Annotated in this window: 20 protein-coding genes and 1 pseudogene; 6 read left to right on the forward strand and 15 right to left on the reverse strand. The window is 70.0% G+C overall.

Annotated features, from left to right (window positions below; genetic code table 11):
- Nucleotides 1-174 precede the first annotated feature (174 nt).
- The 9 genes from ACZ7EG_RS28135 to ACZ7EG_RS28175 all read right to left on the reverse strand — a co-directional run bounded on the left by ACZ7EG_RS28135 (nt 175) and on the right by ACZ7EG_RS28175 (nt 11,468).
- The gene (locus tag ACZ7EG_RS28135; RefSeq protein WP_471084629.1) at nt 175-936 is read right to left on the reverse strand and encodes an alpha/beta hydrolase fold domain-containing protein; all 762 of its coding nucleotides are present in this window, start codon (nt 934-936) and stop codon (nt 175-177) included.
- A gap of 45 nt (nt 937-981) precedes the next feature.
- Nucleotides 982-1,119: a hypothetical protein gene (locus ACZ7EG_RS28140; RefSeq protein WP_471084632.1), complete on the reverse strand. Its 138-nt coding sequence runs from the start codon at nt 1,117-1,119 to the stop codon at nt 982-984.
- A 26-nt stretch (nt 1,120-1,145) separates the two neighbouring features.
- Nucleotides 1,146-1,454 (reverse strand): alpha-L-rhamnosidase C-terminal domain-containing protein, encoded by a 309-nt coding sequence (locus ACZ7EG_RS28145; protein ID WP_471084635.1) that lies wholly within the window; start codon nt 1,452-1,454, stop codon nt 1,146-1,148.
- Nucleotides 1,455-1,866: 412 nt separating this feature from the next.
- Nucleotides 1,867-4,113 (reverse strand): glycoside hydrolase family 3 C-terminal domain-containing protein, encoded by a 2,247-nt coding sequence (locus ACZ7EG_RS28150; RefSeq protein ID WP_471084638.1) that lies wholly within the window; start codon nt 4,111-4,113, stop codon nt 1,867-1,869.
- Between the two features lie 189 nt (nt 4,114-4,302).
- Nucleotides 4,303-5,619 carry an MFS transporter gene (locus ACZ7EG_RS28155; protein WP_471084641.1) on the reverse strand — a complete coding sequence of 439 codons (1,317 nt, stop codon included), beginning with the start codon at nt 5,617-5,619 and terminating at the stop codon, nt 4,303-4,305.
- 55 nt (nt 5,620-5,674) lie between these two features.
- Entirely contained in the window at nt 5,675-6,445 is a 771-nt protein-coding gene (locus ACZ7EG_RS28160) for an SDR family NAD(P)-dependent oxidoreductase (protein ID WP_471084644.1), read from the reverse strand.
- Nucleotides 6,446-6,783: 338 nt separating this feature from the next.
- A complete protein-coding gene (locus tag ACZ7EG_RS28165) occupies nt 6,784-7,419 on the reverse strand; it encodes a TetR/AcrR family transcriptional regulator (RefSeq protein ID WP_471084647.1) in 636 nt (211 codons plus the stop codon).
- Between the two features lie 55 nt (nt 7,420-7,474).
- The gene (locus ACZ7EG_RS28170) at nt 7,475-9,913 is read right to left on the reverse strand and encodes a glycoside hydrolase family 3 protein (protein ID WP_471084650.1); all 2,439 of its coding nucleotides are present in this window, start codon (nt 9,911-9,913) and stop codon (nt 7,475-7,477) included.
- A 61-nt stretch (nt 9,914-9,974) separates the two neighbouring features.
- The gene (locus tag ACZ7EG_RS28175) at nt 9,975-11,468 is read right to left on the reverse strand and encodes an MFS transporter (protein WP_471084653.1); all 1,494 of its coding nucleotides are present in this window, start codon (nt 11,466-11,468) and stop codon (nt 9,975-9,977) included.
- Nucleotides 11,469-11,989: 521 nt separating this feature from the next.
- Between ACZ7EG_RS28175 and ACZ7EG_RS28180 the strand changes: the two genes are divergently transcribed.
- Both ACZ7EG_RS28180 and ACZ7EG_RS28185 read left to right on the forward strand, forming a co-directional pair.
- Nucleotides 11,990-14,839: an alpha-L-rhamnosidase gene (locus tag ACZ7EG_RS28180; protein ID WP_471084656.1), complete on the forward strand. Its 2,850-nt coding sequence runs from the start codon at nt 11,990-11,992 to the stop codon at nt 14,837-14,839.
- Nucleotides 14,840-14,886: 47 nt separating this feature from the next.
- A complete protein-coding gene (locus ACZ7EG_RS28185; RefSeq protein ID WP_471084659.1) occupies nt 14,887-15,939 on the forward strand; it encodes an alpha/beta hydrolase in 1,053 nt (350 codons plus the stop codon).
- Nucleotides 15,940-16,038: 99 nt separating this feature from the next.
- On the opposite strand, the gene ACZ7EG_RS28190 is transcribed toward ACZ7EG_RS28185, so the two are convergent.
- Nucleotides 16,039-16,218 (reverse strand): hypothetical protein, encoded by a 180-nt coding sequence (locus ACZ7EG_RS28190; protein ID WP_471084662.1) that lies wholly within the window; start codon nt 16,216-16,218, stop codon nt 16,039-16,041.
- Between the two features lie 249 nt (nt 16,219-16,467).
- On the opposite strand from ACZ7EG_RS28190, the gene ACZ7EG_RS28195 reads away from it, so the two are divergent.
- The gene (locus ACZ7EG_RS28195) at nt 16,468-16,701 is read left to right on the forward strand and encodes an FAD-binding protein (RefSeq protein WP_471084950.1); all 234 of its coding nucleotides are present in this window, start codon (nt 16,468-16,470) and stop codon (nt 16,699-16,701) included.
- Nucleotides 16,702-16,915: 214 nt separating this feature from the next.
- On the opposite strand, the gene ACZ7EG_RS28200 is transcribed toward ACZ7EG_RS28195, so the two are convergent.
- From ACZ7EG_RS28200 to ACZ7EG_RS28210, 3 genes are all read right to left on the reverse strand, one after another.
- Nucleotides 16,916-17,071 (reverse strand): hypothetical protein, encoded by a 156-nt coding sequence (locus ACZ7EG_RS28200; protein ID WP_471084665.1) that lies wholly within the window; start codon nt 17,069-17,071, stop codon nt 16,916-16,918.
- Nucleotides 17,072-17,081: 10 nt separating this feature from the next.
- Complete coding sequence (locus ACZ7EG_RS28205) at nt 17,082-17,261, reverse strand: hypothetical protein (protein WP_471084668.1); 180 nt, start codon at nt 17,259-17,261, stop codon at nt 17,082-17,084.
- A 436-nt stretch (nt 17,262-17,697) separates the two neighbouring features.
- Nucleotides 17,698-19,605, reverse strand: coding sequence for a Xaa-Pro dipeptidyl-peptidase (locus tag ACZ7EG_RS28210; protein ID WP_471084953.1), 1,908 nt, complete (start codon nt 19,603-19,605; stop codon nt 17,698-17,700).
- Nucleotides 19,606-19,860: 255 nt separating this feature from the next.
- Between ACZ7EG_RS28210 and ACZ7EG_RS28215 the strand changes: the two genes are divergently transcribed.
- A complete protein-coding gene (locus ACZ7EG_RS28215; RefSeq protein WP_471084671.1) occupies nt 19,861-21,129 on the forward strand; it encodes a DUF418 domain-containing protein in 1,269 nt (422 codons plus the stop codon).
- 239 nt (nt 21,130-21,368) lie between these two features.
- A complete protein-coding gene (locus ACZ7EG_RS28220; protein ID WP_471084674.1) occupies nt 21,369-23,027 on the forward strand; it encodes a sensor histidine kinase in 1,659 nt (552 codons plus the stop codon).
- Nucleotides 23,028-23,133: 106 nt separating this feature from the next.
- Here the strand turns inward: ACZ7EG_RS28220 and ACZ7EG_RS28225 are convergent, their stop codons facing one another.
- Complete coding sequence (locus ACZ7EG_RS28225; protein WP_471084677.1) at nt 23,134-23,799, reverse strand: response regulator; 666 nt, start codon at nt 23,797-23,799, stop codon at nt 23,134-23,136.
- 233 nt (nt 23,800-24,032) lie between these two features.
- Here ACZ7EG_RS28225 and ACZ7EG_RS28230 point away from each other — a divergent pair.
- Nucleotides 24,033-24,448 (forward strand): annotated as a pseudogene (locus ACZ7EG_RS28230) (hypothetical protein).
- A 95-nt stretch (nt 24,449-24,543) separates the two neighbouring features.
- Here the strand turns inward: ACZ7EG_RS28230 and ACZ7EG_RS28235 are convergent.
- On the reverse strand, nt 24,544-24,702 hold the full coding sequence (locus ACZ7EG_RS28235; RefSeq protein WP_471084680.1) for a hypothetical protein: 159 nt from the start codon (nt 24,700-24,702) through the stop codon (nt 24,544-24,546).
- Nucleotides 24,703-25,198: the final 496 nt, after the last annotated feature.

Raw genomic sequence — 25,198 nt, forward strand, 5'->3', positions numbered from 1 at the left:
TCGCCGTGCCCCTCTCGGACGCGATGGTCGTGACCTGAGCCGTCCGCATGGCCACCGCCCCTGACGAGGCGAGCCACGAGCTCTCTCCGGAGACCGAGGACCGCGCGGTGAGCTGGGGGGCACGAGCTGCTCATCGGACTCGGGCCAGCGAGCCCTCCGACAGTAGCCAGGCTGTCAGACCTCGTCGAGAATCGCGGGACCGCCGAGTAGGGCGGCCCCGTCGACGCCCCGGCCTTCGGCCACGCGGTTGATGAAGGCCGCCGTGCGGGCGGTGGCTTCGGTTGCCTCGGGTAGGAAGCCTGCGGCGATCTGCCGGGCGTGGGTCATCTCCGGCCACACCTCCAACTCCACCTGCACACCCGCCCTCGCCACCAGCTCCAGTGAGTCGTCCAGCAGCATCTCGGCGCTCGACACCTGGACGAACAGCGGCGGCAGTCCGTGCAGGTCGGCGAGGAGGAGTGAGATGAGGGGCGCGTCGTAGCGCTGATCACCGATGTAGTCGGTGGTCATCGCGCTGTCCGCGCCCGCGAGAATGAGATCGGTGTCGCGGCGTTCCACCCAGCTGCCGGATGCGTAGCGCTCGATGCGCAGGTCGAAGACGCCGGAATAGAGCACACCGGCCAGGGCCCGTGTGTCCTGCTGCGCCTTCGCGTGCAGCAGCACCGCGGCGGCGAGGTTGGCGCCCGCGGACTCCCCGGCGACCACTACCCGTGGGGCGAGGGTCGCGGCGTACTCGAATGCGGCGACAGAGTCCTCCAGACCTGCTGGGTAGGGGTCTTCGGGCGCGAGCCGGTACTCGGGGAGCACCACACGCGCCTGTGTGCCCAGGGCCAGATGGGCGGCGAGCGGCCGTGCGATCGCCGCCAGTCCGGTCCGGAACCCTCCGCCGTGGATGTAGAGGATCACAAGATCCTCGCGAGGCCGGTCAGGGGTCATCAGGTACGAGCCGTCCCGCAGGTCCGCCAGGGGTTCGTCGAGGACTCAGGGAACGGGCCGGTACATCGCCGCGATGTCGGCCTGCTGTCGCCGCTCTGCGGCCAGGTCGGCCGGCTTCGCGTTCGCGTCCGTCCGACCCGACTTGATGATGTCCTTCATGAGGCTGAAGGCATCACTGGGCATCGCTCTGGTCCTCTGTGTCGGTGATCTCAGGATGTCGGGCAGGTCTCGTGGTGCTCGCCGGGGCCGACGTCGAACACCCGCCCGTCCGGCATGGTCACCGTCGCCGTGGTGCCCGGTGGAACCGTGACGGTCAGGTGGAAACGGCCGTCCGAGACACGCCACCGGGAGGCGATGCGACCGTACGCGGAGTCGAATTCGGCCTCCGCCGAGACGAGGCCGCCCCCCGGCTCGGGCCGGATGTCGAAGTGCCGGTAGGCCGGGAAGCTCCCCGGGGCACCAAGGTCACCCTGACCCACGGTGAAGCGCATGAGGTCGGCGGCGACGATCTTTCTCACGGTGTTCCGCCAGTCGGCCGTGGCTCTGCACCTGAAGGTGTGTGCGATAGGCGGTGAAGCCGGGGGTCAGGTCGTCCTCGCCGACTCGGACTTCGGTGGCCTGGGCGTTGACAACCGCGACGGTACGTCTCGCTTCGCCAAGGCTCCTTGCGAGTCAAGTCACGCGAGCTGCCCGAAAGGGCAGACACAGTCATGCGGCTCAGCTCGGGCCCCGGTCGTCCTGCCTCCCTAACGTGAGCCGGTCTCCGGCCGCCGCCCAAGGCAGGGGAAGGCCGGCCTTGGGCTTTCGGTTGCGATCCTGCGGAGCCGTCGCGCCGTTCACGGCCGGTGCGTTCAGGTCCGCTGCTGCACGGCCACGACGGTCAGGGCTTTCCCGTCCCTGACCGCCGACTGGGTCTGTCCGCTCACTCCGTCATGCAAGGGTGCGGCTCGTCTGCATCAGTTTTTCCAGGAACTCCTGGGGCAGTGGATTCGGCAAGAATCCGAGGAACGCCCGCATGGTCATGGACTCGACCATGCGCATCGCGTCCGCGTTCTCCGCTGCGACGGCGGCCTGCTCCTCGGTCAACCCCGACTCGAGGGCCTCGGTGAGGGCGGGGCCGACGGACGCGTGGCCGAACCACTCGCCGACGGTGGAGTCCAGCGTGAGCGGCTTCGCCAGCAGGTCCCCCGCGAGGTCCAGGGATACGGCGGCGACGACGGTGTGGGCATTCTCGGCGAGTTGCACCTCGTACCGGCCCGCGGCCACGGTCCAGTCGGCGCGGGTGATGTCCCAGTAGGCGAACGCGCGGCGGTCCAGGTCGATCTCGACGACCGTGCTCTCGCCGGGTGCGAGGGACACCTTGGCGAAGCCGCGCAGTTCCCGGGCCGGGCTGCTGACCGGTCGCTTGGGGGCGGCCACGTAGACCTGGACCACGTGCTTGCCGGACCGGTCGCCGGTGTTGGTGACCGTGACGGTGGCCGTCGCCGTGTCCGCACCGGTGGCGGTGACGCGGAAGTCGCTCTGCTCGAAGGTCGTGTAGCTCAGGCCGTGGCCGAACGAGTAACGGACCGGGACATCCGCGCTCTCGTAGTAGCGGTAGCCGACCATCACGCCCTCGCCGTAACGGACATGCCCCTGCTCCCCGGGGAAGTTGAGGAAGGACGGTGTGTCCTGGAGGCGGAACGGGATGGTCTCGGCGAGACGGCCGGAGGGGTTGACCCGGCCCGCGAGCACGTCGGCGATCGCGCCCCCGCCCGCCTGGCCGGGCAGCCACGCCTCCACCACGGCGTCCACCTCGTCGTGCCAGCCCTCCAGGCTCACCACACCGCCGTTGAGCAGCACGACGACCGTACGGCGGGCCGCGCGGGCCACCTCCTGGATCAGCTCGACCTGATCCCGCGGCAGATCGATGTGCTCGCGGTCGAAGCCCTCGGACTCGTCGGCTTCGGGCAGGCCGACGACGAGCACGGCGGTGTCGGTCTGCGCCGCAAGCGCGACGGCCTGCCCACGCAGGTGGGCCGCGTCGGCCTGGCCGGTGGGGTCGTACCCCTGGGCGAAGTCGATGTCGGCGTCAGGCAGCGCGGCGCGCAGCTGTTCCAGCGGGCTGTCGACGCGGGTGGCGTTGACGTGGGAGCTGCCGCCGCCCTGGTAGCGCAGGGTCTGTGCGAACTCGCCGATGAGGGCGATGCGGCCGGTGGGGCCGAGCGGGAGGGTCCGGTCCCGGTTCTTGAGCAGGACAAGGCAGTCTGCGGCGATCTCGCGGGCGAGCCGGTGCTGCGCCTCGTGGTCCACCCCGGCCGGGGTGTCCCCGGCCCGGACGCGCTCCGCGAGCGTGCGCAACCGGGCTACGGCTGTGTCGACGACTCCCTCGTCCAGTTCGCCCGCCCGCACCGCCGCGGCGACCTCCGCGTCGGTGGCGCCGCCGTTGCCGGGCATCTCCAGGTCCGTGCCGGCGAGCAGTGCGGCGACGCGGTCGCTGACGGCGCCCCAGTCGGAGACGACCAGGCCGTCGAAGCCCCATTCCTCGCGCAGCACCTGGGTCAGCAGCCAGCGGTTCTCGGCGGCGTGGACGCCGTTGACCCTGTTGTAGGAGCACATCACGGTGGCCGGCCGCGCCTGGGTGACGATGCGTTCGAACGCCGGGAAGTAGATCTCCCGCAGGGTGCGTTCGTCGACGTCGGAGCTGACTCGCATGCGGTCGGTCTCTTGGTTGTTGGCCGCGAAGTGCTTGACCGACGTGCCCACGCCCTGGCTCTGCACGCCCCGCACGTAGGCGGCTCCGAGGACTCCGCTGAGCAGCGGGTCCTCGGAGAAGTACTCGAAGTTGCGGCCGCACAGCGGTGAGCGCTTGATGTTCACGCCGGGGCCGAGCAGAACGTCCACATCGAGGTGCCGGGCCTCGCGGCCGAGGGCTTCGCCGAGTCGGCGCAGGAGGCCGGGGTCCCAGCTGGAGGCCAGCGCCACAGCGGGCGGGAAGCAGGTGGCGGGTTCGCTCTGGTGTATTCCGATGTGGTCGGAGTCCGCGCGTTGGCGCCGCACTCCGTGGGGGCCGTCGCTGAGCACCAGCGAGGGGATCCCGGAGGCCTCGGCGGCCTCTGTGCTGCCGAAGTCCCGGCCTGAAAGGAGCGCGGTCTTGTCGTCGAGACTCGGCTCGGTGGCCGTGTGGGCGTGAGTCATGTGGCTTATACCTCGAGATTTCTGGGCGGTTGCCGGGTGCAAGAGACGCGGACCGGCATGCCGACGCGTGGAGCGACGGCTGGTTCGGCGTTGCGGGAGAGGTGTGGAGAGGTGTGCGTCGGTGAAGGAAATCCTACCGCCAATACCAAATGATGCTAGGTTTTAGCGTATGAGAACAACACCTACGCGTCAGCGGACGCCGCGGATCGGACGGACTGTCAATCCGCCGGCCACGGCGACGCCCGCCGCTGTGAGGAAGAGCAGCGTGTAGTTGTCGCCGCCGCCGATCGCGAGGATGAAGGGGGCGATGAGCGGCGCGAGTGACTGCGGCAGGGCGCTGGCGATCCCGAAAACGCTCATGTACTTGGCGCCTTCGGTCTCCCGGTTCGGGATGACATCAGTGACCAGTGCGATGTCCACCGCTCCGAAGACGCCCGCCCCGAGCAGGATGATCTGGGAGCCGACCATGACCTGCGGGAACGATGGCGCGGTCGCCACGATGGCGAAGCCGACGGCGAACGCGGCAGCGGCGGCGTAAATGAACGGTTTCCTGCGGCGCAGGCGGTCGGAGAGGATGCCGCTGACCACGGCGCCCGTGGAGGTCATCAGCAGGCCGATCCCGCCGGAGAGTGCGAGCAGACCCGTCACCTCGCTCAGTTTGTAGCCGAGGTGGTCGGTGAGGAAGTAGAGCTGGTAGGTGGACAGGAACATCAGGCTGAGCTGGATCAGGAACCGGCCCGCCCAGGTCCATCCCAGGTCCGGGTGGCGCCGCGGGTTGAAGGTGAGGCCGCGGAACACTGTGGCGAAGCTCTGACGGTCCTTCCCCGCGACGCGTACGGCAGGGTCGGGGAGGAGGACGACGACGGGCACGAGCGCTAGGGAGGCGAGGGCGGCCGGGACGAGGAACAGCAGGAGCCCGGAGCCCTTCAGGGGTTCCGCGAGCTGGAAACCAGCCACTCCCGCGATCTGTGCGGTGAAGCCGAGCATCCCCGACACCTTGCCGCGTTGCTGCTCGGGCACCTGGTCGGGAAGTATCGCCTGCATCCCCGTCATGATCGAGCTGAGCCCCAGCTGACCCATGACGAAGCCGACGAGCACCATGCCGACTGACGAGGCGAGACCGGTGACCACGGATCCGGCGAGCAGCGCCGGGATCCCGGCGATGATCCAGGGCTTGCGCCGGCCCAGGCGCGCGGTGGTGTGGTCGCTCAGGACCCCGATGACGACACCCGCCACGATGTTCACCAGTGTTCCCGCACCCACCACCAGGCCAAGGCTCCTGGTCTTGCCGTCCGGGTCGATGTCCCCTAGCCGGATTGCGAGCGACACCAGCAAGGGGGTCAACACCGCCAGATACAAGCCCAGGTAGGCGATGACGTAGAGGGTGATGAACCGGCGGCTGACCGGGGCGGGAGCACCGGAGCCGCGTTCGGCCACGACTGCTCGGGCGGGGAGCCCGGCTGAGGGGTGGGACATGGCGGCCTCCGGCCGGTCAGGCATGCTCATGCGCGGATTCGGTGGGGGAGTGTCGACGCGGGCGCGAGATGCTCCCGCGCAGGTCCTACTGGTGGGTGCCGCCGTCGATGCGGATCTCGGTGCCGGTGATGAAGGCTCCGTCGTCGGAGACGAGCATCGCGACGACGCCGGCGACGGTGTCGGGCGAACCGAAGCCCTCGCCGAGGGCGGGCGTGAGCTTGGTGAAGAGGTTCCAGTCGGTGTCCTCGGGGACGAGCGAGAAGATGTTCTCGGTGATGCCGCTGGAGATGCTGCCCGGGTTGATGTTCACCGCGCGCAGGCCCTGCTTGGCGTACTCCTGGGCGATGCTGTGGGTGAAGGACAGGATCCCGCCCTTGCTCGCGGAGTACGCGGCCATGAACGGGTGGGCGAACTGGGCCGAGGTGGAGCTGAAGTTGACCACCACGCCCCGGCCCGTCTCCAGGAGTGCGGGCAGCGCCGCCCGGGTCACCAGGAAGGTGCCGGTGAGGTTCACGGCGATGATGCGGTTCCACAGTTCCAGGGAGCATGCGTGGGTGTGGGCCCCGCGCAGCATGCCGGCCACGTTGACCAGGGCGTCCAGGCCGCCGAATCCGGCGACGGCGTCCGCCACGACGCTGTTCACCGCGCTCTCGTCGGAGACGTCGAGGAGGGCCGTCCGGAGCCGCTCACCGGTTCCCGCCTCGGCGGCAAGCCCGGCCGTCTCCGCCAGGCCGTCCTTGTCGATGTCCGTTGCGACGACGCGCGCTCCCTCGGAAAGGAGCCGAAGGGTGGTGGCACGGCCGATGCCGGAAGCGGATCCGGTGACGAGGATGCGGCGGCTGTCCAGACGTTCCATAGGGCTACCTCTTGGTCTTGCGGCGGACCGCTGAGTGCGGTGCGCGCACGCATCGTGGTCGTTTTTGAGGAGAGGGAAGATGCGCCGTACCCCGCGCTGCGGCCTGCGGCGGGGTACCTGCGCCGCATACGCGGCTCGTCGGGCGCGACGAGACAGAAGGGCGTCGGCGACCGACTCTAAGAGCAAAAAGCGAATGGCGCTAGGTATTGGGCGCCGTGGATGTACCAGGACCGTGAAGAGGTCGCCGAGGGCATGCGTCGGCGACCGCGTGGCACACCCTGTGACGGTGCGCGGGGGCTTGAACGCGGTACTGCGGTGAGGTGCGGCGTCGAAAAGGCTCAGGCGCGGTCGCGGGAGGACGCCTTGTGCGCCTGACCTTCGGTCTCGTCCGACCAGGCCAGGCACATCCGGTTGAACGCCTCGATCGTCTCCGCCATGTCGACACTCGGGTCCAGCAGCCACTGCAGCTGGAGCCCGTCCGACAGGGCCACCAGCATCCGCGCCATGTGCCGCGGCGCGACGTCCGGGCGGACCTGCCCCTGTTGCTGGGCCTTGCCCAGACCGTCCTCGATCTGGGCACTCAGGTCCGCGTACCGCTGCTTGAAGAACGCGTGGGCCGGATGGTCCGGGTCGGACGCGGCGGCGGACAGGGTGACGAACAGGTCCACCAGGCCCGGCTGCTGGGCATTGTGCGCCACGGTCCGGGCCACGGCTTCGCCCGGGGACGTCGCGTCGGCGACCGACTCGGTGTCCAGGGCGTCCCGTTCGGCCAGGACGGCCAGCAGGAGCTCCTCGCGGGAGTCGAAGTAGTGCAGCACACCCGCCTGCGACATGCCCACGCGGTCGGCGATCTCCTTGAGCGACGAGCCGCGTTCGCCGTGCTCGTTGAAGACCTCCAGGGCGGCCCGCAGGATCTGCTTCCGGCGTTCCAGGCCCTTGCGGTAGGGGCCACGGGGCTTGCGTGGTGTGCTCACGCCCCGACCGTACTTCACCGTCCGTCAGCTCGGCATACCCGGGACTCACAGGCGTTCAGGCTGGTCGTGCCACGTGGGTGCTGAGCCGGGTGTCCAGGACCGAGCGTCCGACCCGGAGCAGGTGCGGCCCGGATCGGGTGCCCCAACCGCTTCCGGTCCAGCGTGCGAGAGCCTGTGCGGGCACCTGGATGGTGGCGACCGCGGCCGCGCCTGCCTCCGCCTCGATGGTGGCGAATCCGACCAGGTGGGCCGGTTCGGAGCCGTCGGCGGGTTCCAGATACGCCTGGACGACCTCGCGGCCGGCTCTTGAGCCGGTGTTGCGGACGTTGACACTGACGGTGAGTCCGCGCGCCAGGTCTCCGGTGAGCACGAAGTCCTGGTAGTGCCAGGTCGTGTACGACAGCCCGTGACCGAACGGGAAGAGCGGTGCCGTGCCGGACGCGGCGTAGGCCCGGTGCCCGATCAGTGTCCCTTCCGCGTAGTCGAGGACGCCGTCGACCGGCTGGGTCGACAGCACCGGAACGTCCTCCTCGACCGCCGGGAAGGTCGTGGGCAGTCGGCCGCCCGGCTCGGTACCGGTCAGGATGTCCGCGATCGCGTCACCACCCTCCTGGCCGGGGAACCACGACCACAGCAGCGCGGCCGGTCGTTCGGCCCACGGCATCAGGAAGGGCGAGCCGGCGTTGACGACCACGGCGGTACGGGGGTTCGCGGCGCAGACCCGTTCGACGAGCCGGTCCTGCAGACCACGCAACGTGAGGGAAGCGCGGTCGGCGTTCTCGGTCTCGGTGTCGGCGTCGCTTCCGATCACGAGGACGACGACGTCCGCGTCCGCCGCGGCGTCTTCTGCCGCCTGCAGTTCTTCCTCGTCGCTGCCACGCGGGACGTCGTAGCCGAGGCCCAGCAGAGCGATGGGGTAGGGGAGGTTGCGCTGCGGGCGCACCCGCACCAGGATGTCGGACTCGCCCCGCACCGCGGAGAAGACGAAGGTGTGCGACGGCGGGTTGAGCAGGAGTGCGGCGAGGTCGTCGCCTTCTTGCAGTTCCTGGTGGGTCTGGGGCTGCTGCCCCGGCACGTGCAGCGTGAAGCGGCCGGTTCCCAGGACGGACAGGCGATGCTCGCCGGACTCCGTCAGGGTGAGCCGGGTCCGCACGCACAGTTCATCGACGTCCTCGCCCAGGATGATGGGGAACCACCAGGCCGAGGGGTCCTTGTGTTCGTCGGAGATGAGGGTGCCGTCCGCCGCGCGGTACTCCAGGCGCACACCTGGCGCTCCGTCCACGGGGTCAGTGGCCAGTCCGGCGTGGATCGGAGGCAGTTTGGCGTGCGGGAAGACGCCCGGGTGGACGGTGACCTCGACGTGTTCACCGAGCGCGCGGCGCAGTCCTTCCGCGGGTGTCACGACATGCTCGGGCGTGACATGGGCGCTTCCGCCGCCTTGCGGTGCGAAACGGACCGCGTTGGGTCCGATGAGCGCGACCTTGCGCAGCGCGGCAGGGGCCAGGGGCAACAGGCCGTCGTTGCGCAGCAGGACCGACCCGCGTACAGCGAGGTCGCGGATGCGTGCGCGGATGTCCCCGGGCACAGCCTCCGTCGGCGGTGCGTCGATTCCGTCGAGGGCGCCGGTGCGTGCCGCGAGCCGCAGGATCCGCCGTACCTTGTCGTCGACCACGGACTCGGGCACGCCGCCCTGTTCCACGGCGGCGACCAGTGCGTCGCCCCAGGGGCCGTCCGGTCCCGGCATCACCAGGTCGAGGCCGGCCAGGGCTGAGGCCTCCAGGGACCGGGCGGCCTGCCAGTCGGAGACCACGACACCGTCGAACCCCCATTCCTCCTTCAGCAGGCCGGTGAGCAGCTCGGCGTTCTCGGTCATCGTCGTGCCGCACACCGAGTTGTAGGCCGCCATCACCACCCAGGCCTCCGCCTCCCGCACCGTCGCCTCGAAGGGCGGCAAGTACGTTTCGCGCAGCGTCGTCGGGTCGATCCGGGCGTCGTAGGTCATGCGCTCGGTCTCGGAGTCGTTGCCGACGAAGTGCTTGACGGTGGCGGCGACGCCGGTCGACTGCACCCCCTTGACGAAGCCGGTGGCGATGCGTGCGGTGAGGTGGGGGTCCTCGGAGTAGCACTCGAAGTGGCGGCCGCCGAGGGGTGAGCGGTGGAGGTTGACGGTGGGGGCGAGAAGGACGCGGATGCCCATCTCGCGGGCCTTCAGTCCCATCAGCCGCCCGGCCTCGCGGGCAAGGTCCTCGTCCCAGGTCGCTGCCAGCGAGGTGGGGCTGGGGAAGAGCAGTGCGGCAGGAGCGTCGCCGCCGAACGTGGTGCCACGGGGGCCGACGGGCCCGTCGGACAGAGCGAGAGAAGCGAGGCCGGCGGCGACGACCGGTGTCAGGGTCCAGGCGTCGCCGCCGGTGAGCAGGGTCACCTTCTCTTTGAGGGACATGGCGTCGAGGCGCCGGGCGAGATCCGCTTCGTCGACTGACTGCCGACGGGCCATGGGTTGCCTTTCGGTGATGGGAGGTCTGGTCCGCCGAGGGCGGACCAGACAGGGGGCACGGTCAGGAGTGGCTCAGGGCCTCGCCCGCGGTCACGTCCTCGGTGCGCTTCAGCTTCGGAATCAGCGCCACGGTCAGGAGCCCCACCGCCGCGAGACCGGCGCCGAGGAGCATGGCGTTCTTGTAACCGGCGTCCAGGTAGAAGCGGGTGCCCTGGACGACACGGCTGTCCTGGGCGAGGACCACGTAGACGAGTTGCGTGATCACCGAGATGGTCACGCCCTGCATGAGGTTCTGCAGGCCGCTGGCGGTGGCCTGCTCGTCGGGGTCGACCGCCTGGATGATGAGCACAGGCATCGACGCGACGATCATGCCCATGGCGAACGCGGAAACGGGCCCCAGGATGATCAGCTGGAAGCTCGTGTAGTGCCAGCTGTGCGAGAGCACGAAGCCGAGGCAGGCGAGCGCGGCGCCCAGGCCCAGCGGGATGCGTGCGTCGATCCTGCGCACCAGGGCGCCGGTGCCGAAGCCGACGAGCAGGATGAGGATGCTGGAGGGGATGCCGATGACCGCGAAGTGGGTGGCGGTCATGCCCAGACCGTCCGAGACCGTGGGGATCTTGGGGAAGAGGACCAGCAGCTGCGTGATGACGCCGGTGCCGAAGACGGTTCCGGCGATGAGGGAGGTCGCGACCATGACGCTCCACACCGGGCGGCGGGACATCATCGTGAGGTCGAACAGCGGGTTGGCGGACTTCTTCTCGATGGCGACGAAGAGGATCACCGCCAGCACGCCACCGACGATGAACCCCAGAGTGGCGGCGTCCGTCCAGCCCCACTCGCCGCCCTTGCCCACGCCGTAGATGACCGACGCCGCGCCGACGCCCAGGAGCAGCCCGGACAGCCAGTTGAACCTGCTGTCCTTCACCCGGTGGGGTGTCTCGGGCACGACAGTGAGCAGGAGAACCAGCCCGACGGCCGTGGCGATGGCCAGCGCCCACAGGACGCCGCGGAAGCCGAAGGAATCCAGCAGCCACCCCGTGAGGAAAGGGCCCCCCAGGGCCACGAATGCGATGCCGCTGCCGATGAACCCGCTGGCGGTGCCGACCTGCTTGGGCGGGAAGAGCTCACGGACGCTGGCGTAGGCCAGGGCAGCGATCGGCGCGTAGAAGCCGGCGATGGCGCGGCCGATCAGCAGGGTCTCGTAGTTGGTGGCGAGTGCGGCGACGATGTCGCCGACCAGGCCGAGCACGGTGATGGCGATCATCGTGTTGCGCTTGCCGTACAGGTCGGCCGCCTTCACGACGAAGGGCAGGACGACCGTGCCGACCAGCGCGTTGACGAGGAGGAACCAGCCGATCTCCGCCGTGTGGAAGTGCAGGGCGACGGATGCCTGGGCGCTGCCTCCGAGCAGGCCGCTCAGTGACAGCAACTGGGTCGGCCACATCAGGGCCACCGCGATCAGAGCCAGACGGGCACCGAGGCCTGCGGGCTCGGCAGTGGTCGGGGACGCCGGTGCGGTGGGCGGGGGCGCGGAGGGAGTGGTGGATGAAGACACGGCAGTGTGGCCTCTCATCAGAAGGCGGCCCGCGCGGCTCGGCGGACTGCGGGAGGGCGACGGCACCTGCCCGCTCATGCGGAGCGGTTCGGAGCGCGTCGAGCGGTGGTGAGTGGCTGTCGAGCACGACGTGCAGGCGCGGGGCGCAGCAGCGACGCCGGTGGGGGACTCGGACGGAGCCGGGAAGTGCGGCTTGCGGCGGTGAGGTCGGATGCCGACGCGAGGGGTTGGAACCTTTCAGATCCGTGGCGGCCATGACGGGAACCATGGCCTGAACCGTCAACCGTCCCCAGTGGTGACCTGCTGGTCACCGACGGAGCGTGGACAGACGGGAAAGACTGCTTCCTAACTGCACGTGAACGGGGGTGATCGGACCGTGTCGGAAGTTCACACGGCGGAAACCTAGTGGCATTCGGGTTTCATGGCTAGGGTTCAGTCACAGACTTTTTCGAGCCACTCCGGACCGTCGGTCTAGGTGTGGGTCATGGATTGAATCGATTCATAGAAATGGGGAGCCCCTAGTGATCCAGGCAGCCCGCACCCACGCCGTCACCGTTGCCGACGTCCGCTTCGAGCATGTGCGTGAACCCGTCGGCCTGGGCACTGCCACCCCCCGTCTGTCCTGGACCACGCTCACAGAGACCGCGAACTGGCATCAGACGGCTTACGAGGTGGAGCTCACCAGGCAGGGGGGATCGGAGCCGACCGTGCTGCACATCGAATCCGACGATTCCGTCCTCGTCCCCTGGCCCTTCGCACCGCTGCCGGCCCGCAACCGAGCCACCGTCCGTGTCCGCGTCACCGGGCCCGACGGCGCGAAGTCCTCCTGGAGCGAGCCGGCGACCGTCGAGGCGGGGCTGTTCGCTCCCGAGGACTGGTCGGCGGCCTTCATCAGTCCCGACTGGGAGGAGGATGCGCAGCTCGATCAGCCCTCCCCGCTCCTGCGCCGCGAGTTCGACCTGCACGGCCCGGTGCGTTCGGCTCGCCTCTACGCCACCGCGCTCGGCGTCTACGAGGCCGAACTGAACGGCAACCGGGTCGGCGACCACATCCTCGCACCCGGGTGGACGGCGTACGACAAGCGTCTGCGCTACCAGACCTTCGACGTCACCGGCCTGCTCCGTCCGGGCCGCAACGTCTTCGGCGCGGTGCTCGCAGACGGCTGGTTCCGCGGCCGTATCGGCTTCGACGGCAAGACCCGGGCCGTCTACGGCAACCGCCTCGCCTTCCTCGCACAACTGGAAGTGACCTACGAGGACGGCACCTCCGAGCGCGTGGTGACCGACGGCTCATGGCGGGCGGCAACCGGCCCCATCGTCACCTCCAGCCTGTACGACGGCGAGGTCTACGACGCCCGGCTGGAACGGGACGGCTGGTCGGAACCCGGGAACGACGAGGCCGGCTGGCGCGCGGTCCGCACCGTCGAACGTGACCTCGCCACCCTGGTCGCCCCCGACGGACCACCGGTACGCCGTATCGAGGAGATCGCTCCGGTCTCCGTCACCACGACGCCCTCCGGCAAGACACTCCTCGACTTCGGCCAGAACCTGGTGGGACGCCTGCGCGTGACGGTGACCGGCGAGCCGGGCCGGCAGCTGGTACTGCGCCACGCCGAGGTCCTCGAAGACGGCGAACTGTGCACCCGCCCGCTGCGCACCGCCGCCGCGACGGACACCTACACCCTGCGCGGCGAGGGCACCGAAGTCTTCGAACCCCGCTTCACCTTCCACGGCTTCCGCTACGCCGAGATCACCGGCGTCCCCGACGACTTCGACGCCGCAACCGCGGTGAAGGCCGTCGTCCTGCACTCCGACCTTGCCCGCACCGGCACGTTCAGCTGCTCCGACGACCTCGTCGACCGTCTGCACGAGAACGTCGTGTGGGGCATGCGCGGCAACTTCCTCGACCTGCCCACCGACTGCCCCCAGCGCGACGAACGCCTTGGCTGGACGGGCGACATCCAGGTCTTCTCGCCGACCGCCTCCTACCTGCACGACAGCGCCGGTTTCCTCACCTCCTGGCTGGCGGACCTCGCCGCCGAGCAGGGCGAGAACGGCGTCGTCCCGTTCGTCGTGCCCAAGGTCGTTCCCGGAGCCGACTCGGCCACGGCGGCCTGGGGCGACGCGGCGGTCATGGTGCCGTGGGTGCTGTACGAACGCTATGGCGACACCGGGGTCCTGGCGGCGCAGTACGAATCGATGCGTGCCTGGGTGGACCACGTGGCCGGCCTCGCGGGTGAGTCCCGACTGTGGGACAGCGGCTTCCAGTTCGGCGACTGGCTCGACCCGACGGCCCCGGCCGGACGCCCGGACGCCGCGGCCACCCCGAAAGAGCTCGTGGCCACGGCCTACTTCGCCCGCTCCACCCACCTTCTCGCCCGCTCCGCCGAGATCCTCGGCAAGACCGCCGACGCCGAGCGCTACCAGACGCTGGCGTCCGAGATCCGGTCCGCGTTCCAGAAGGAATACGTCACCGGCGCAGGCCGGATGATGGCCGACGCCCCCACCGCCTACGCCCTCGCCCTCTGCTTCGACCTGCTGCCCACAGCCGACCAGCGCGTCCACGCCGGGAACCGGCTCGCCCAGCTGGTCCGGGGCGGCGGTTACAAGATCGCCACCGGCTTCGTCGGCACCCCACTGATCTGCGACGCCCTGACCAGCACCGGACACGCCGACACCGCGTACCGGCTGCTGCTCCAGCGCGAATGCCCCTCCTGGCTCTATGCGGTCACCATGGGCGCCACCACGATCTGGGAGCGCTGGGACAGCATGCTGCCCGACGGCACGGTCAACCCGAGCGGGATGACCTCCTTCAACCACTACGCGCTGGGCGCTGTCGCCGACTGGCTGCACCGCACGGTCGCCGGCCTGGCCCCCGCCGCACCCGGCTACCGGCGCCTGCGCATCGAGCCGGTGCCGGGAGGCGGACTCACCCACGCGGAGGCAGCGCTGCGCACGCCGTACGGCGACGCGGCGGTCTCCTGGTCCCTGTCCGGCGGCGAGCTGACCGTCGAGGCCCTCGTACCGCCGAACACCACCGCCGACGTGCTACTGCCCGGCCGGCAGGAGCTGCAGGTGGGCTCGGGACGGCACATCTGGACGGTGTCCCTCGCGACGGATGACCACGCGCGTGCGCCGCTGTCCCTGGACATGGCCATCGACGCGCTGCTGGACCGCGAGGACGCGATGCGCGCCTTCAAGGACCTGCTTATCGCGTACATGCCGGAAGCCGCGGCCTACATCGAGGACGGTGCCTCCTCCGCCCCCGCCGGCACCACAGTGCGTTCCGTCGCGAAGATGCTGCCCAACGGTGAGCAGTTCCTGGTGGACCTGCAGGAGAAGTTCGTTGCCCTGGAGGCCGCCAGTTCCTGAGTGCCACCCCTGCCGACGCTCACCCGCATCACCTCTGAGGAGTACGCGTGTCCACACCCGTTGGTACGAGCAGTCGTTCGCAGCGGCTGCGGATGAAGCTCGCCGGACACGTCCTGCGCAGACTCCCCGCGCCGGTGCTGGGGGCCGTCCTACGACGTGGGGCGCAGGGCGGAAAGTCCGCGCTACCGCCCTTCGGCGAGTTCGTGGCCCTCCTGGAAGGGCTGGGACCAGCCGCAGACCGCGTCATGGGCCAGCACAATCCGATCGATCTGGTCGCACGCCTTCCGGAGCTGGCAACGGTGACGGTTCGCCACCTGCGCCTCGGGCCGGCAGGGGTACCGGCCCGGGTGTATCGCCATCCGGACAAGCCGGTCGTTTCGGCACTGGTCTGGGTCCACGGCGGCGCCTACGTCAGCGGCAGCCTCGACATGTACGAGTCCCACTGGGTGGGCCTCGCCCTCGCCGCCCGGGGCGTTCCGGTGCTCGCCCTCGACTACCGCAAGGCCCTGCACGGTGTGCGCTATCCGGTGCCCCGCGACGACGTGCTGGCAGGCTGGCACTGGGCTGTCGAGAACAGCACCGATGTCCTTGGCGCCACGGCCGACACGCTCCACCTCGGTGGCGCGAGCGCCGGCGGCAACCTGGTCGCTTCCGCCACCCGGTATCTCCTCGACCACAGGAAGCCGCCGCCGCGCACACTGATCCTGGCTTACGCCGCCCTCCACAGCGGAATCCCCGACTGGGACCCGGCGGAACTGGCCGCCATACGGGAGGCCACCGACGGCACCTCCTTCGAACCGCAATGGCTGGTGGAGATGGACCTCCACTACGCCGGCCCGGACCACATGAATGACCCGGCGGCCTTCGCCGGGCTGGGAGACCCGCTCCCCGGCCATCCCCCCACCTTCTTCCTGGACTGTGAGAACGACACGGTGCGGCCGTCGGCGGAACTCCTCGCCCGCCAGTTGACCGAGGCCGGCGTGCCGTGTGAGCGCCACCTGCTCACCGGTGCGTCACACGGCTCCCTGAACAGGCCCGCGGGCGCAGACGGCCAAGAGGCACTCGGGGTGCTGGCCAAGTGGATCGAGGATCGTTCGTGAGCCGGTGACTCGGCGGGGCCCGTCGGAATGACTGAGGGCCGTCTTCACCGGCAACTACCTTCATCAACGGCCTCTGGTCGAGCGTCAGGGACGGCAAACCTAGCTGCCGGTGCGGACCTTGGGGATCTCCAGGTCCAGGTCGTCGGCCAGCGTGATGAGCACTTTCGCGCGGTGTCTGGTGGTCGACTGGCCCGAATGCTCGAGCGGCCCGGTCGAACGAGATTGCCTGCCCGAGGCACTGGCGGCTGCGGGCTGAACGATAGGAAGGCTCTCTTCCACAGCCGTGGTCCTGGTTGCGAGCCGGTGGCTGGCCCTGGCGGCTTGCCTTGCCAGGGCCAGCCACCTGGATGACGATGGGGGTGGCCGCTCCCGGCGGCCCCGACGCAAGCAAGGCGCTATGACGGAAGACACCACGGCATTCGCTCGACTCTCTCCGAAAGTGCTGGCGGCAGCACGTTCAGTGGATGCTGTCCTCGCCACGGACGGCAGACCGGCATCGTCCCGCCGAAGGTCAACTTCGCCACACCGCTGACGGAGGGCCCCTTCCGCGCCTGGCCGGTGCCCGGCCAGATCTGTTTCACGTACGGCGACCTGCGTGTTGACGGCGACACGCACGTGCTGGACGTCTTCGGCCGCCCGATTCCGGGCCTGTACGCCGCAGGCGAAATCGCGGGGAACTTCTACGAGCGGTACCCGGCGGTAACCTCCGGCCTCCCTTCGATGACCTTCGGCCGGCGGGCGGGGCTCACCAGGTCCCGTTAGATCGCCTCCACGGCGGTCACCGTATGACCTCGGGACCGCGGTCGGCGACATCGCGACGGCTGCAGCCGCCGCACCTCGAATCCACATGCTCCACCGGGGCATCTCTACGCGAGGGATGCGGAGAGTAGCGCCCGTTCCCGTCGACGATGTGGTGGATCTTCGTCGACTCCCGCCACGAGCGGTGCCCAGCGCGTGGTCACCCAGGCGCGTGGAGCTATCGTGAGCGCTCCCGCTGACGGGCGTACACAGGGCTGTCGAAGAACAGTGCGTGGCAGTGCTGGGTGATGTTCTGCAGGGCGGTCAACTTGGGGTCCTCGCTCATGTCCGAGATCCACACCCCGCGCGCGGTGCTGGAGTAGCGCACCGCCATCCGGGAGTCGCTACCCGGTGTACGCGAAGAGGAGCTGCACGGCGTGGTCGGTGAGGTGTTTGGTCGCCTCGTCGACCTGGGCACGCCAAAGAGCACGTTCCTCCCGCAGGGCACTACGGACCGTGTCAGTGGCCTCCGGCACGATGGGTGCGGCGAGCAGATGGGGCACTGCAGACAGGAGGTCCAGCATGTTCGCCTTGCACTTCTCGCGGGCCTGCATCTCGCCCGGAAGCGCCGGTCGCGAACTTCGAGCAGGGGCGAGACGTGCCGCCCCGCGACGATCAGGTTCAGCAGGGACTTCACGATCGAGATCAGCGCCGTCGTGCTCCACGAGGGCATCCAGTCAGGCATGGCGAGATTGTGGCGGGTGCCCGCTGAGGCCAGGGAAGCGGCGGGACAGATCCATCACGAACCAGGCGGCTGGATCCGCCTCCGTCGGCCCCTGAGGCATGCTCACATGAAGTACCTGAGCCATGTACGGGCTGTCCGCGCGGCGGCCCAGTTCGGCGGAAGACCTCGTCCACGGACCTTGCGTAGCGCTCGGGCTCTCGCAGGCTGGTGCGCACGACACCACATGCCGTAGCCCGGGAGCCGGGCGGCCGGGTACCCCCGGCCGCCCGAGCCGGTCAGTCGCCGGGGAGGCGCTGGACGGTGTGCGGTGCCCGCACGCCGTCCAGGACCGTGGCCTCGGGTGCGGGGGAGGTGCCGCCCGAGGTGGCGCGGGTGAACGCGGCGGTGCCGCCGAGGAGCGGGACGTGAACCGATGTACGGGCCAGGTCCAGGGTGAGCGTGGGGGTGGTGGACGGTGGGTCGATGAGGTTCTTGTCCGTGCCCGCGATGATCAGGGCCAGGCGGTGGCCCTTGGGGACGACGTGGTCGGTGGCCGCGAGGTCGAGCGTGATGGTGTAGGCCTTGCCCGGGGTGAGCGGGACGCCCTTGCGGTCGGAGGCGTGGTTGCCGAGGTCGGCCCACCCGCGGCTGAACACGGTGTAGTCGACGGACTTCTTCTTCGCCCGCGTGGCCTTGAAGCAGGCGCTGTCCTGCTTGGTGCTGCTGCCCCAGCAGGTGCGGTTGGTGAGGGTGGTGATGCCCTCGGCCTTGTGGGCGTAGTCCCGGATGGTGGCGGGGCCGAGGTCGACGAGGACGGCGGAGAGATGGGCCGTCGACGTGGTCGGGGTGGCGGTGACGGTGACCTTGGTGGAGCCGGACAGTCGCAGGTCGCTGGTGAGCGGCTTGGTCAGGAAGCCGGACTTCTCGGGCGTCGTGCTGCCGATCCGTGCCGCCCAGTCGGTCTCGCCCCGCGCTCGGTTGTCGGTGAACGTCTCGGTGCCGGTGCCCTTGTTCAGGCCGAGGGTTCCCACGCCCGGCCGGCTGCCGGTGCCCGGGTACAGGGTGGCGGTGTGCGTGGCGCGCGGCGGCCAGAGCTTCGAGGTGACCCACTGGTCGGGGTGGCGCTCGATGTCGGCCATGGGCTCACGGTCGATGCCGTTGTCGTAGCCGAGGAGTTCATGGTCGAACCAGCGGTGCAGGGTACGGACCCAGTCGGCACGCCGGAAGTCGAAGGGGTCGACATGACCGGTCTGCGAGAGCCAGATCTTGCGCTCGACGCCGTTCTTCGCGAGGGCGTCCCACCACTGCCCGAAGTGCTTGGCGCGGACGTTGAGGTCCTGCATCCCGTGCACGAGAAACACGCTCGCGCGGACCTTCGCCGCGTCCTTGAGGTAGTCGCGCTCAGTCCACAGGGGCGTCCAGTCACCGCTGCGCGGGGCCCCGTCGACGAGCTTGCGGTCCGTGGCCGCACAGTGCCTGGAGGCGTCGTCGCTCTGCACCGCCCAGGACAGCCAGTCGGGGCCGAACTCGGAGAACGGGGCGCCCTTGGCGAAGTAGTAGTCGTACCAGGAGGAGATCGCGCTGATCGGGACGATCGTCTTCAGGCCCTTGACGCCGGTGGCGGCGACGCCGTTGGCTATGGTGCCGTCCCAGCTCTTGCCGATCATGCCGGTGCGGCCGTTGGTCCAGTTCGCCTTGACGGCGGTGCCGCCGCGGCGGCTGGTGTAGGCCCGGGCGCGGCCGTTCAGCCAGTCGATGACGGCCTTCGCGGACCGGATGTCGTTGCGGCCGCCGACATCGACGCAGCCGTCGGAGCGGTTGGTGCCGGCGAGGTCGACACCGACGAAGGCGTAGCCGCGGGGAACGAAGTAGTTGTCGTAGAACAGCGGCATCTGGCTGACGCGACCGCGCGTGTCGTATTTCTTCTTCTGGTCTTCGTTGCCGCGCCCGCAGCAGGAGTAGTACGGGCTGGCGTCCATGATGACGGGGACCTTGCGGCCCTGCCGGGCGGGTTCGCGGGGCCGGACGATGTCGGCGGCGACGCGGTCGTTCTTCCCGTCGCCATCGCTGTCGAGGCCGGTGTCCACCCAGACGGACTCACGGACGGCATGGGCGTAGTTGTAGACCGGTCGGCTCTCCTTGGGGGCGGGGGCGGCCTGGGCCGCCGCCGGGGTGAGGAGGGCGGCCAACAGGGCGGCGGACATGGCGGCGTAGGCGCTGCGGACCGTGGCCCTCGCCTCCCTGTCGGCCGGGCCTGCTTCCGCCGGTGTGTCGCGCCGGGATGGTGGTGTCTGATTCGGGGTCATGCGCCCAAGGTCGCCGGTCCGCCCGCTTGGGCGCGTCTGCCGGGTCTCCTTCCCGTCCCCGCCGAACGGCCCGGCGGCCTCTGCCGATCGGCAGAGGAACACCCGGAAACCCGGCAGACGCGTCGGCCCACCCCGACCGGCGACCGTGAACGCATGACACAGACGGAGATCCTGAACGAGACGCCACTCCCACAGCCCGACGCACCGACCGGTTCGGCCACCGCGCCCGCACAACAGCCCCCGGTGGGACGGCTGGTCGGGGTGGACCTCGCCCGGGCCCTCGCGGTGTTCGGCATGTTCGCCGTACACGTCGCCCCACCTGCCGAGGGCGTGGGCGGCTTCGGCGGCTGGCTGCTGGGGCTGACCGAGGGCCGGGCGTCGATCCTGTTCGCGACCCTCGCCGGGTTCTCCCTGATGCTGATCGCCGGCCGCCGGGAACCGAAGACCGGCCTGGCCGGCCGGCAGGCGAGGGCCCGAATCGTGATCCGCGCCCTGGTCCTGCTCGCGCTGGGCACCGCGCTGACCATGCTCAAGACCGGGATCCTGGTGATCCTCGCCTTCTACGGCGTGTACTTCCTGCTCGCGCTACCCCTGGTGCGACTGCGGGCGAAGACGCTCGCCGTCCTCGCGACCGCCCTCGCGCTCGTCGGGCCGCAGGCGGCGTACGGCCTGAGGTGGCTGCTGGGGAAGTCGGGGGCGAGGACCGTCGAGGCGTACGACCCGATCGCCCGGCTCGGCGGTGACGGACTGCTGAACCTGCTGCTCGACGGCTACTACCCGGCGATCACCTGGATGCCGTTCGTCGTCGCGGGCATGGCGCTGGCCCGGCTCGACCTGGCCGCCCGCACGGTCCGACGCCGGCTGGCCGTGCTCGGCCCCGCCCTGATGACCCTCGGATACGGCACCTCCTGGCTCACGGCGAGGCTGTACCCGCCGCTGCAGGAGGGCAAGGCCGAGATGAAGGACATCTTCGCGAACATGGACCCGCAGTCCACCGCATCCCTGGAGCCGGGGTCTCCAGCCTTCGAGGCCCTCCACAACAAGCTCGCGGCCAGCTCGAACAACGCCCTGTCGCTGCTGGGGGCTGAACCGCACAGCGGCACGTCCTTCGAGATCGTCGGCGGCCTCGGCGTGGCGATCACCGTACTCCTCTGCGCGATCGTGGCAATGGACCGGCTGGCGTGGCTGCGCCGACTGGCGAGTCCGCTGGTTGCCGTGGGCACCATGTCCCTGACGCTGTACGTCGCCCACGTCGCTGCCTTCGCCATGCTGCCCGAGGAAGCTACCCGCACCTTTGTACCGCTGCTCGGATTCATCGCCGGTGCGATCCTGTTCGCCACCGTCTGGTCGCGCTACTTCCGTCGAGGACCGCTGGAATACCTGCTCAACAGCACCACCAAACTGGCGAAGTTCGTCCGGTGAGACGCGGCGTGCCAGAGGGCGCTCACCCGGTACTCGAACGAGATCGGTCCGGGCCGGGCGCGGATACGGCGACCACGTCCCCTGCCCTCGGGTACGCTCTGTGCCGATCACGGGCTACCGGCCAGTACCCCCGCACGGCCGTGGTACGTGCCTCCGGGCTGTGTGGCCCGGACGTGCTCGCGCTCCTCGGTCGGGCGACCGGCCGGCTCGCCTGCCGCCGTCGTCGTCGTGGAGGTGCCGTGGCCGGCTACGTGAAACTCGCCGCGGTCGTCACCGCCGAGGTGGTGACGACCTGGCAGTACCTGTCACGACAGGGCAGGTTGCTGGTGGCGTGGTGGTTGTTCCTGCCCTCCGCCGCGATCGTCACCGGCGTCGTCAACGTGCCGAGGGAGCCCGCCACGGCGATCGGCCTGCTGGCCGCCGCGGTCGCCCTGCTCTGCCGGTTCACGCGGCCGATCACCTCGCTGCTGGCCGGGACCGGCGTCGCGGTGGTGGCGTTGATCTGGCCGAGCATGATCCTGCCGGTCTTTCTCTGGCCGGTGAGCGCGACGCTCGCCTACGCGGTGGGCCGCCAGGTGCCGGACACCCGACGTGCCGTGGCCGCCTTGGCCCTCGCCACCGGCGCGCAATCCGCTGCCAACCTCGTCGACCAGGTCGCGGGGATGAAGGCCGACCTGGGGGCGGCCGGGCTCATTGTCGTCGTCACCGTGCTGCTGGTGGTGCTGCCGGGAGCCATCGGCATGTTGCAGGGGGAGCGAGCGCGGACCATGGATGCCCTGCAGGAACGCAACGCCCTGCTGGAACGCGCCAACCTGCTCGGCGAGTCGCAGGCCCGGATGCAGGAGAGAGCACGCATCGCCGGTGAGATGCACGATCTGCTCGGGCACCGGCTCAGCCTGATCGTCCTGTACGCCGGGGCCCTGGAGATGCGCACCCGCACCGCGGCCCCCGAGTTCAATGAGCAGGCCGACCTGCTGCGGACCACCTCCCGGACCGCGCTCGACGAACTGCGCGCCGTGTTGGGCATCCTGCGCCTCGACGGCGCCGAACCACCGGACGGCACCGAATCGGTGGTCGGCACGCGCGAGGATGTCAGCAACCTGGTCGCCGAGGCCCAGCATGCGGGCCTGCCCGTCACCCTGTCCTGGCACGGCGACGACCTCACCGACACCGACGCGGGCATCCGCCGAGCGGTCAACCGCATCGTGCGCGAAGCCCTCACCAACGTGCACAAGCACGCCCCGGGCGCGCCCACACGGCTGACCGTCACCGTCACCGCCGAAGAACTCACCGTCGACGTACGCAACGTCCCACGCCCGCCGGCCGTCCCGCCGCCCAGCAGCGGTCTGGGACTGGCCGGCCTGCGCGAACGCGCACGCCTGGTCGGCGGCGACTTCACCGCCGGCACGGACCCGCTCACCGGTGACCACGCCCTCACCGCCGTGCTCCCCCTGCGCCAGGAAGGCCCGGTCCCGATGAGCCCGGCCAGCGATCAATCCGCTCCGGCCGACCGGCAGATGCTTCCCTCCCGTACGGGCACCGAAGACGGGCCGTCCCACGACGCGTCACGACGGAAGAGCAGGACGGCCTTCCTGGCCCTTGCCGGAGGGGCCGTCCTGGTCTGCGGTGGCCTCGGCTTCAGCGCCTTCTACTACATCGAGTCGGCGGTCTCGCCACAGACCTACCGGAAGATCAGGACCGGCGACACCCAGGACAGGGTGCGCGAGCTGACCGGCGGCGACAACGCGACCGCCCGCGAAGTGGGCGAGGCCGAGCAGCCTGTGACGCCGCCCGACACCACGTGCGAGTACGCGCTGGCCGAGGGCTTCGGGAGCGTGTTCCGATTCTGCTTCAAAGACGGCAAGCTCATGCAGAAGGACGAGATCCAGAGGGCGTAACCGCAAACCCGGCAGGGTTCAGGGCCCCCGAAGCGGAGCGTTGTGCCCGATACGCGTGCTGGGTACAGCACCCGCCCAGCAGGCGCGCGCATCGGCTCGAGGCAGATCAGGAACGGCTGTCCGGCGGACGGATCCCGGCGTCGTGCGCCAGGATGGCTGCCTGGACCCGGTTGGTGCAGCCAAGGACGGAGAGGATACGACTGACGTGGGACTTGGCGGTCCCTTCGCCGATCAGCAGGGCCTTAGCGATCTCCGCGTTCGAGTAACCCTCACGGAGCAGGAACAGCACGTCGCGCTCGCGGTCGGTCAGAGCCGATACCCGGCGCCGCGCCTCGTCGGCCTGGCTCACGTCACGGTTGACGTAGCGTTCGATCAGTTGTTTGGTGACCCGGGGCGAGAGGACGGGCTCACCGGCGGCAGCCACCCGGACAGCCCTGATCAGGTCGTCGGGCGGGGTGTCCTTGAGGAGAAACCCCGCAGCGCCACAGCGCAGCGCCCGGGTGACGTAATCCTCCTCGCCGAAGGTGGTCAGCATGACCACGGTCGTCCGCGGTGCCGCCTTTCTGATCTCCGCGGCAGCGGCGAGCCCGTCGACGCCGGGCATACGTATGTCCAGCAGCGCCACGTCGACGAGGTGTTTGCGAGCGAGCTCGACGGCGTCGGCACCCGAGTCCGCCTCGGCCACGATCTCGATGTCATCGGCTACATCGAGCACGAACCGGATCCCGGCACGGATCAACGCCTCGTCGTCGGCCAAGAGCACCCGAATCACCCTGCCACCCCACTCAGTCAGCCGCGACGTCCCCGACGGCCAACGCGCAAGTCGTCCTTGGTCAGGACCCGGCGAGCGCCGCAGGTGTTGGCGCCTCAATTATCAACGGACCGCAGGGTGGCGTGTACCGAACGATGATGTGTGACATTTCGGGTCGGTCTGGCCCTGCTGCGGCGCCTGCGAATCACCAGCAGGGAGCCTGCGGCGATGGCCAGTAGACCACCGAGGGCGCCGTGGGCGACAGTGCCGCTCACCCCGGTGGCGGCGAGGCCGTCGGCCGTGTCGCTCCGGGCTGGCTGGACGTCGGACTCGCCGGTGCCCTCGTCCGTGTCCTGGAACTGCGTTCGTTCCTGGCTTTGGCCGAGGACCAGGTCGTCCGCGTCCGCGTGTACGCGGACATGATCCGGACCGCGACATGGGCGTGCTGTCGGCGCACAAACTCTGCTCCGACGCGCAGTGGCTGGAGGCCGCGCTCGACGCCCGCGACGGCTACCGCGCAGCCCTCGGTGAATTGCTACGCATCATGCCCCCGCCCGATCAGCAGGCCCGGCCCGTCCGCATGACGCAGCTCAAGGCCACCGCGACCCTGCCTCTGTCCGCCGCGCTGGCGCCGCCGCGTGCCGGGGCGGCCCGGGCCGGCCGACCCTGAAAGCCCCGCTTGCGCCACCTCACGTCCACCGAGATTGCCGGACGGACGAGGACCTGTACGGCGCACCGTTCGCCGACCGCCCCTCCCCAAGATCTTCATCGGCCTTCTAGGGCCAGCCGCCCGGCATGCTCTCCGCCCTGCTCGGCATGCACGACGGCCTCGCGCTCGCCGAGGGCAGCATCGACTTCCACCGCGACCACCTCGCCCGGCTCATCCACCCCGAGGGGCACATCGGTCGGCACGAGGTCTCCCACCTTCTCGACGGTGCACGACGGCCGGCTCGCCGAAGCCATCGCCGTCCGCGACGCCCAGTCCAAGTCGGTCGCCGCCGTCCTGCAAAGCCTCGTCCGTGTCCCGGCCGGCCTCGGCGCTGTCCCCGCCGCTAACGGCTCCGTCCCTCCCGGTGCAGAGCCCGGCGCACAGCCGCTGACCGCAGGCGATTTTCCCCTCACCCATCCAGGAGTTCCTCCCTTGGTTCTCCATCTTGATACCGCTGGCACCGCCGTCGGCCGCCGGGCAGGTGCACGCGCTCACCGTGTCCAGGCCGTGCTACTCGGTGTCGACCAAACCGCGACGCCGGCCGGCCCGGCGCTCGCCGGACTGTTCCTGCTCGCCGGGCCGCCGCCGACGCTCGCGGTGATCACTAGGCTTTCGCTGCTCGCCGGCCGAAGTGCAGTTCGTCGGCCACGGCCAGAAAGTAGCGCAGCTGCTGGATGTCCACGGAGTCAGTAGATCACCCGCCCCGTGTCC

This window comes from Streptomyces sp. NPDC037100 (assembly GCF_055606225.1).

Excerpts from the sequence above, each read along its gene's own strand:
- ACZ7EG_RS28210 (WP_471084953.1), bottom strand. The coding sequence starts at position 19,605 with ATGTCCGCCGCCCTGTTGGCCGCCCTCCTCACCCCGGCGGCGGCCCAG.
- ACZ7EG_RS28140 (WP_471084632.1), bottom strand. The coding sequence starts at position 1,119 with ATGCCCAGTGATGCCTTCAGCCTCATGAAGGACATCATCAAGTCGGGT.
- ACZ7EG_RS28155 (WP_471084641.1), bottom strand. The coding sequence starts at position 5,619 with ATGAGCATGCCTGACCGGCCGGAGGCCGCCATGTCCCACCCCTCAGCC.
- ACZ7EG_RS28205 (WP_471084668.1), bottom strand. The coding sequence starts at position 17,261 with ATGCTGGACCTCCTGTCTGCAGTGCCCCATCTGCTCGCCGCACCCATC.
- ACZ7EG_RS28215 (WP_471084671.1), top strand. The coding sequence starts at position 19,861 with ATGACACAGACGGAGATCCTGAACGAGACGCCACTCCCACAGCCCGAC.
- ACZ7EG_RS28135 (WP_471084629.1), bottom strand. The coding sequence starts at position 936 with ATGACCCCTGACCGGCCTCGCGAGGATCTTGTGATCCTCTACATCCAC.
- ACZ7EG_RS28170 (WP_471084650.1), bottom strand. The coding sequence starts at position 9,913 with ATGGCCCGTCGGCAGTCAGTCGACGAAGCGGATCTCGCCCGGCGCCTC.
- ACZ7EG_RS28200 (WP_471084665.1), bottom strand. The coding sequence starts at position 17,071 with ATGGCGGTGCGCTACTCCAGCACCGCGCGCGGGGTGTGGATCTCGGAC.
- ACZ7EG_RS28150 (WP_471084638.1), bottom strand. The coding sequence starts at position 4,113 with ATGACTCACGCCCACACGGCCACCGAGCCGAGTCTCGACGACAAGACC.
- ACZ7EG_RS28160 (WP_471084644.1), bottom strand. The coding sequence starts at position 6,445 with ATGGAACGTCTGGACAGCCGCCGCATCCTCGTCACCGGATCCGCTTCC.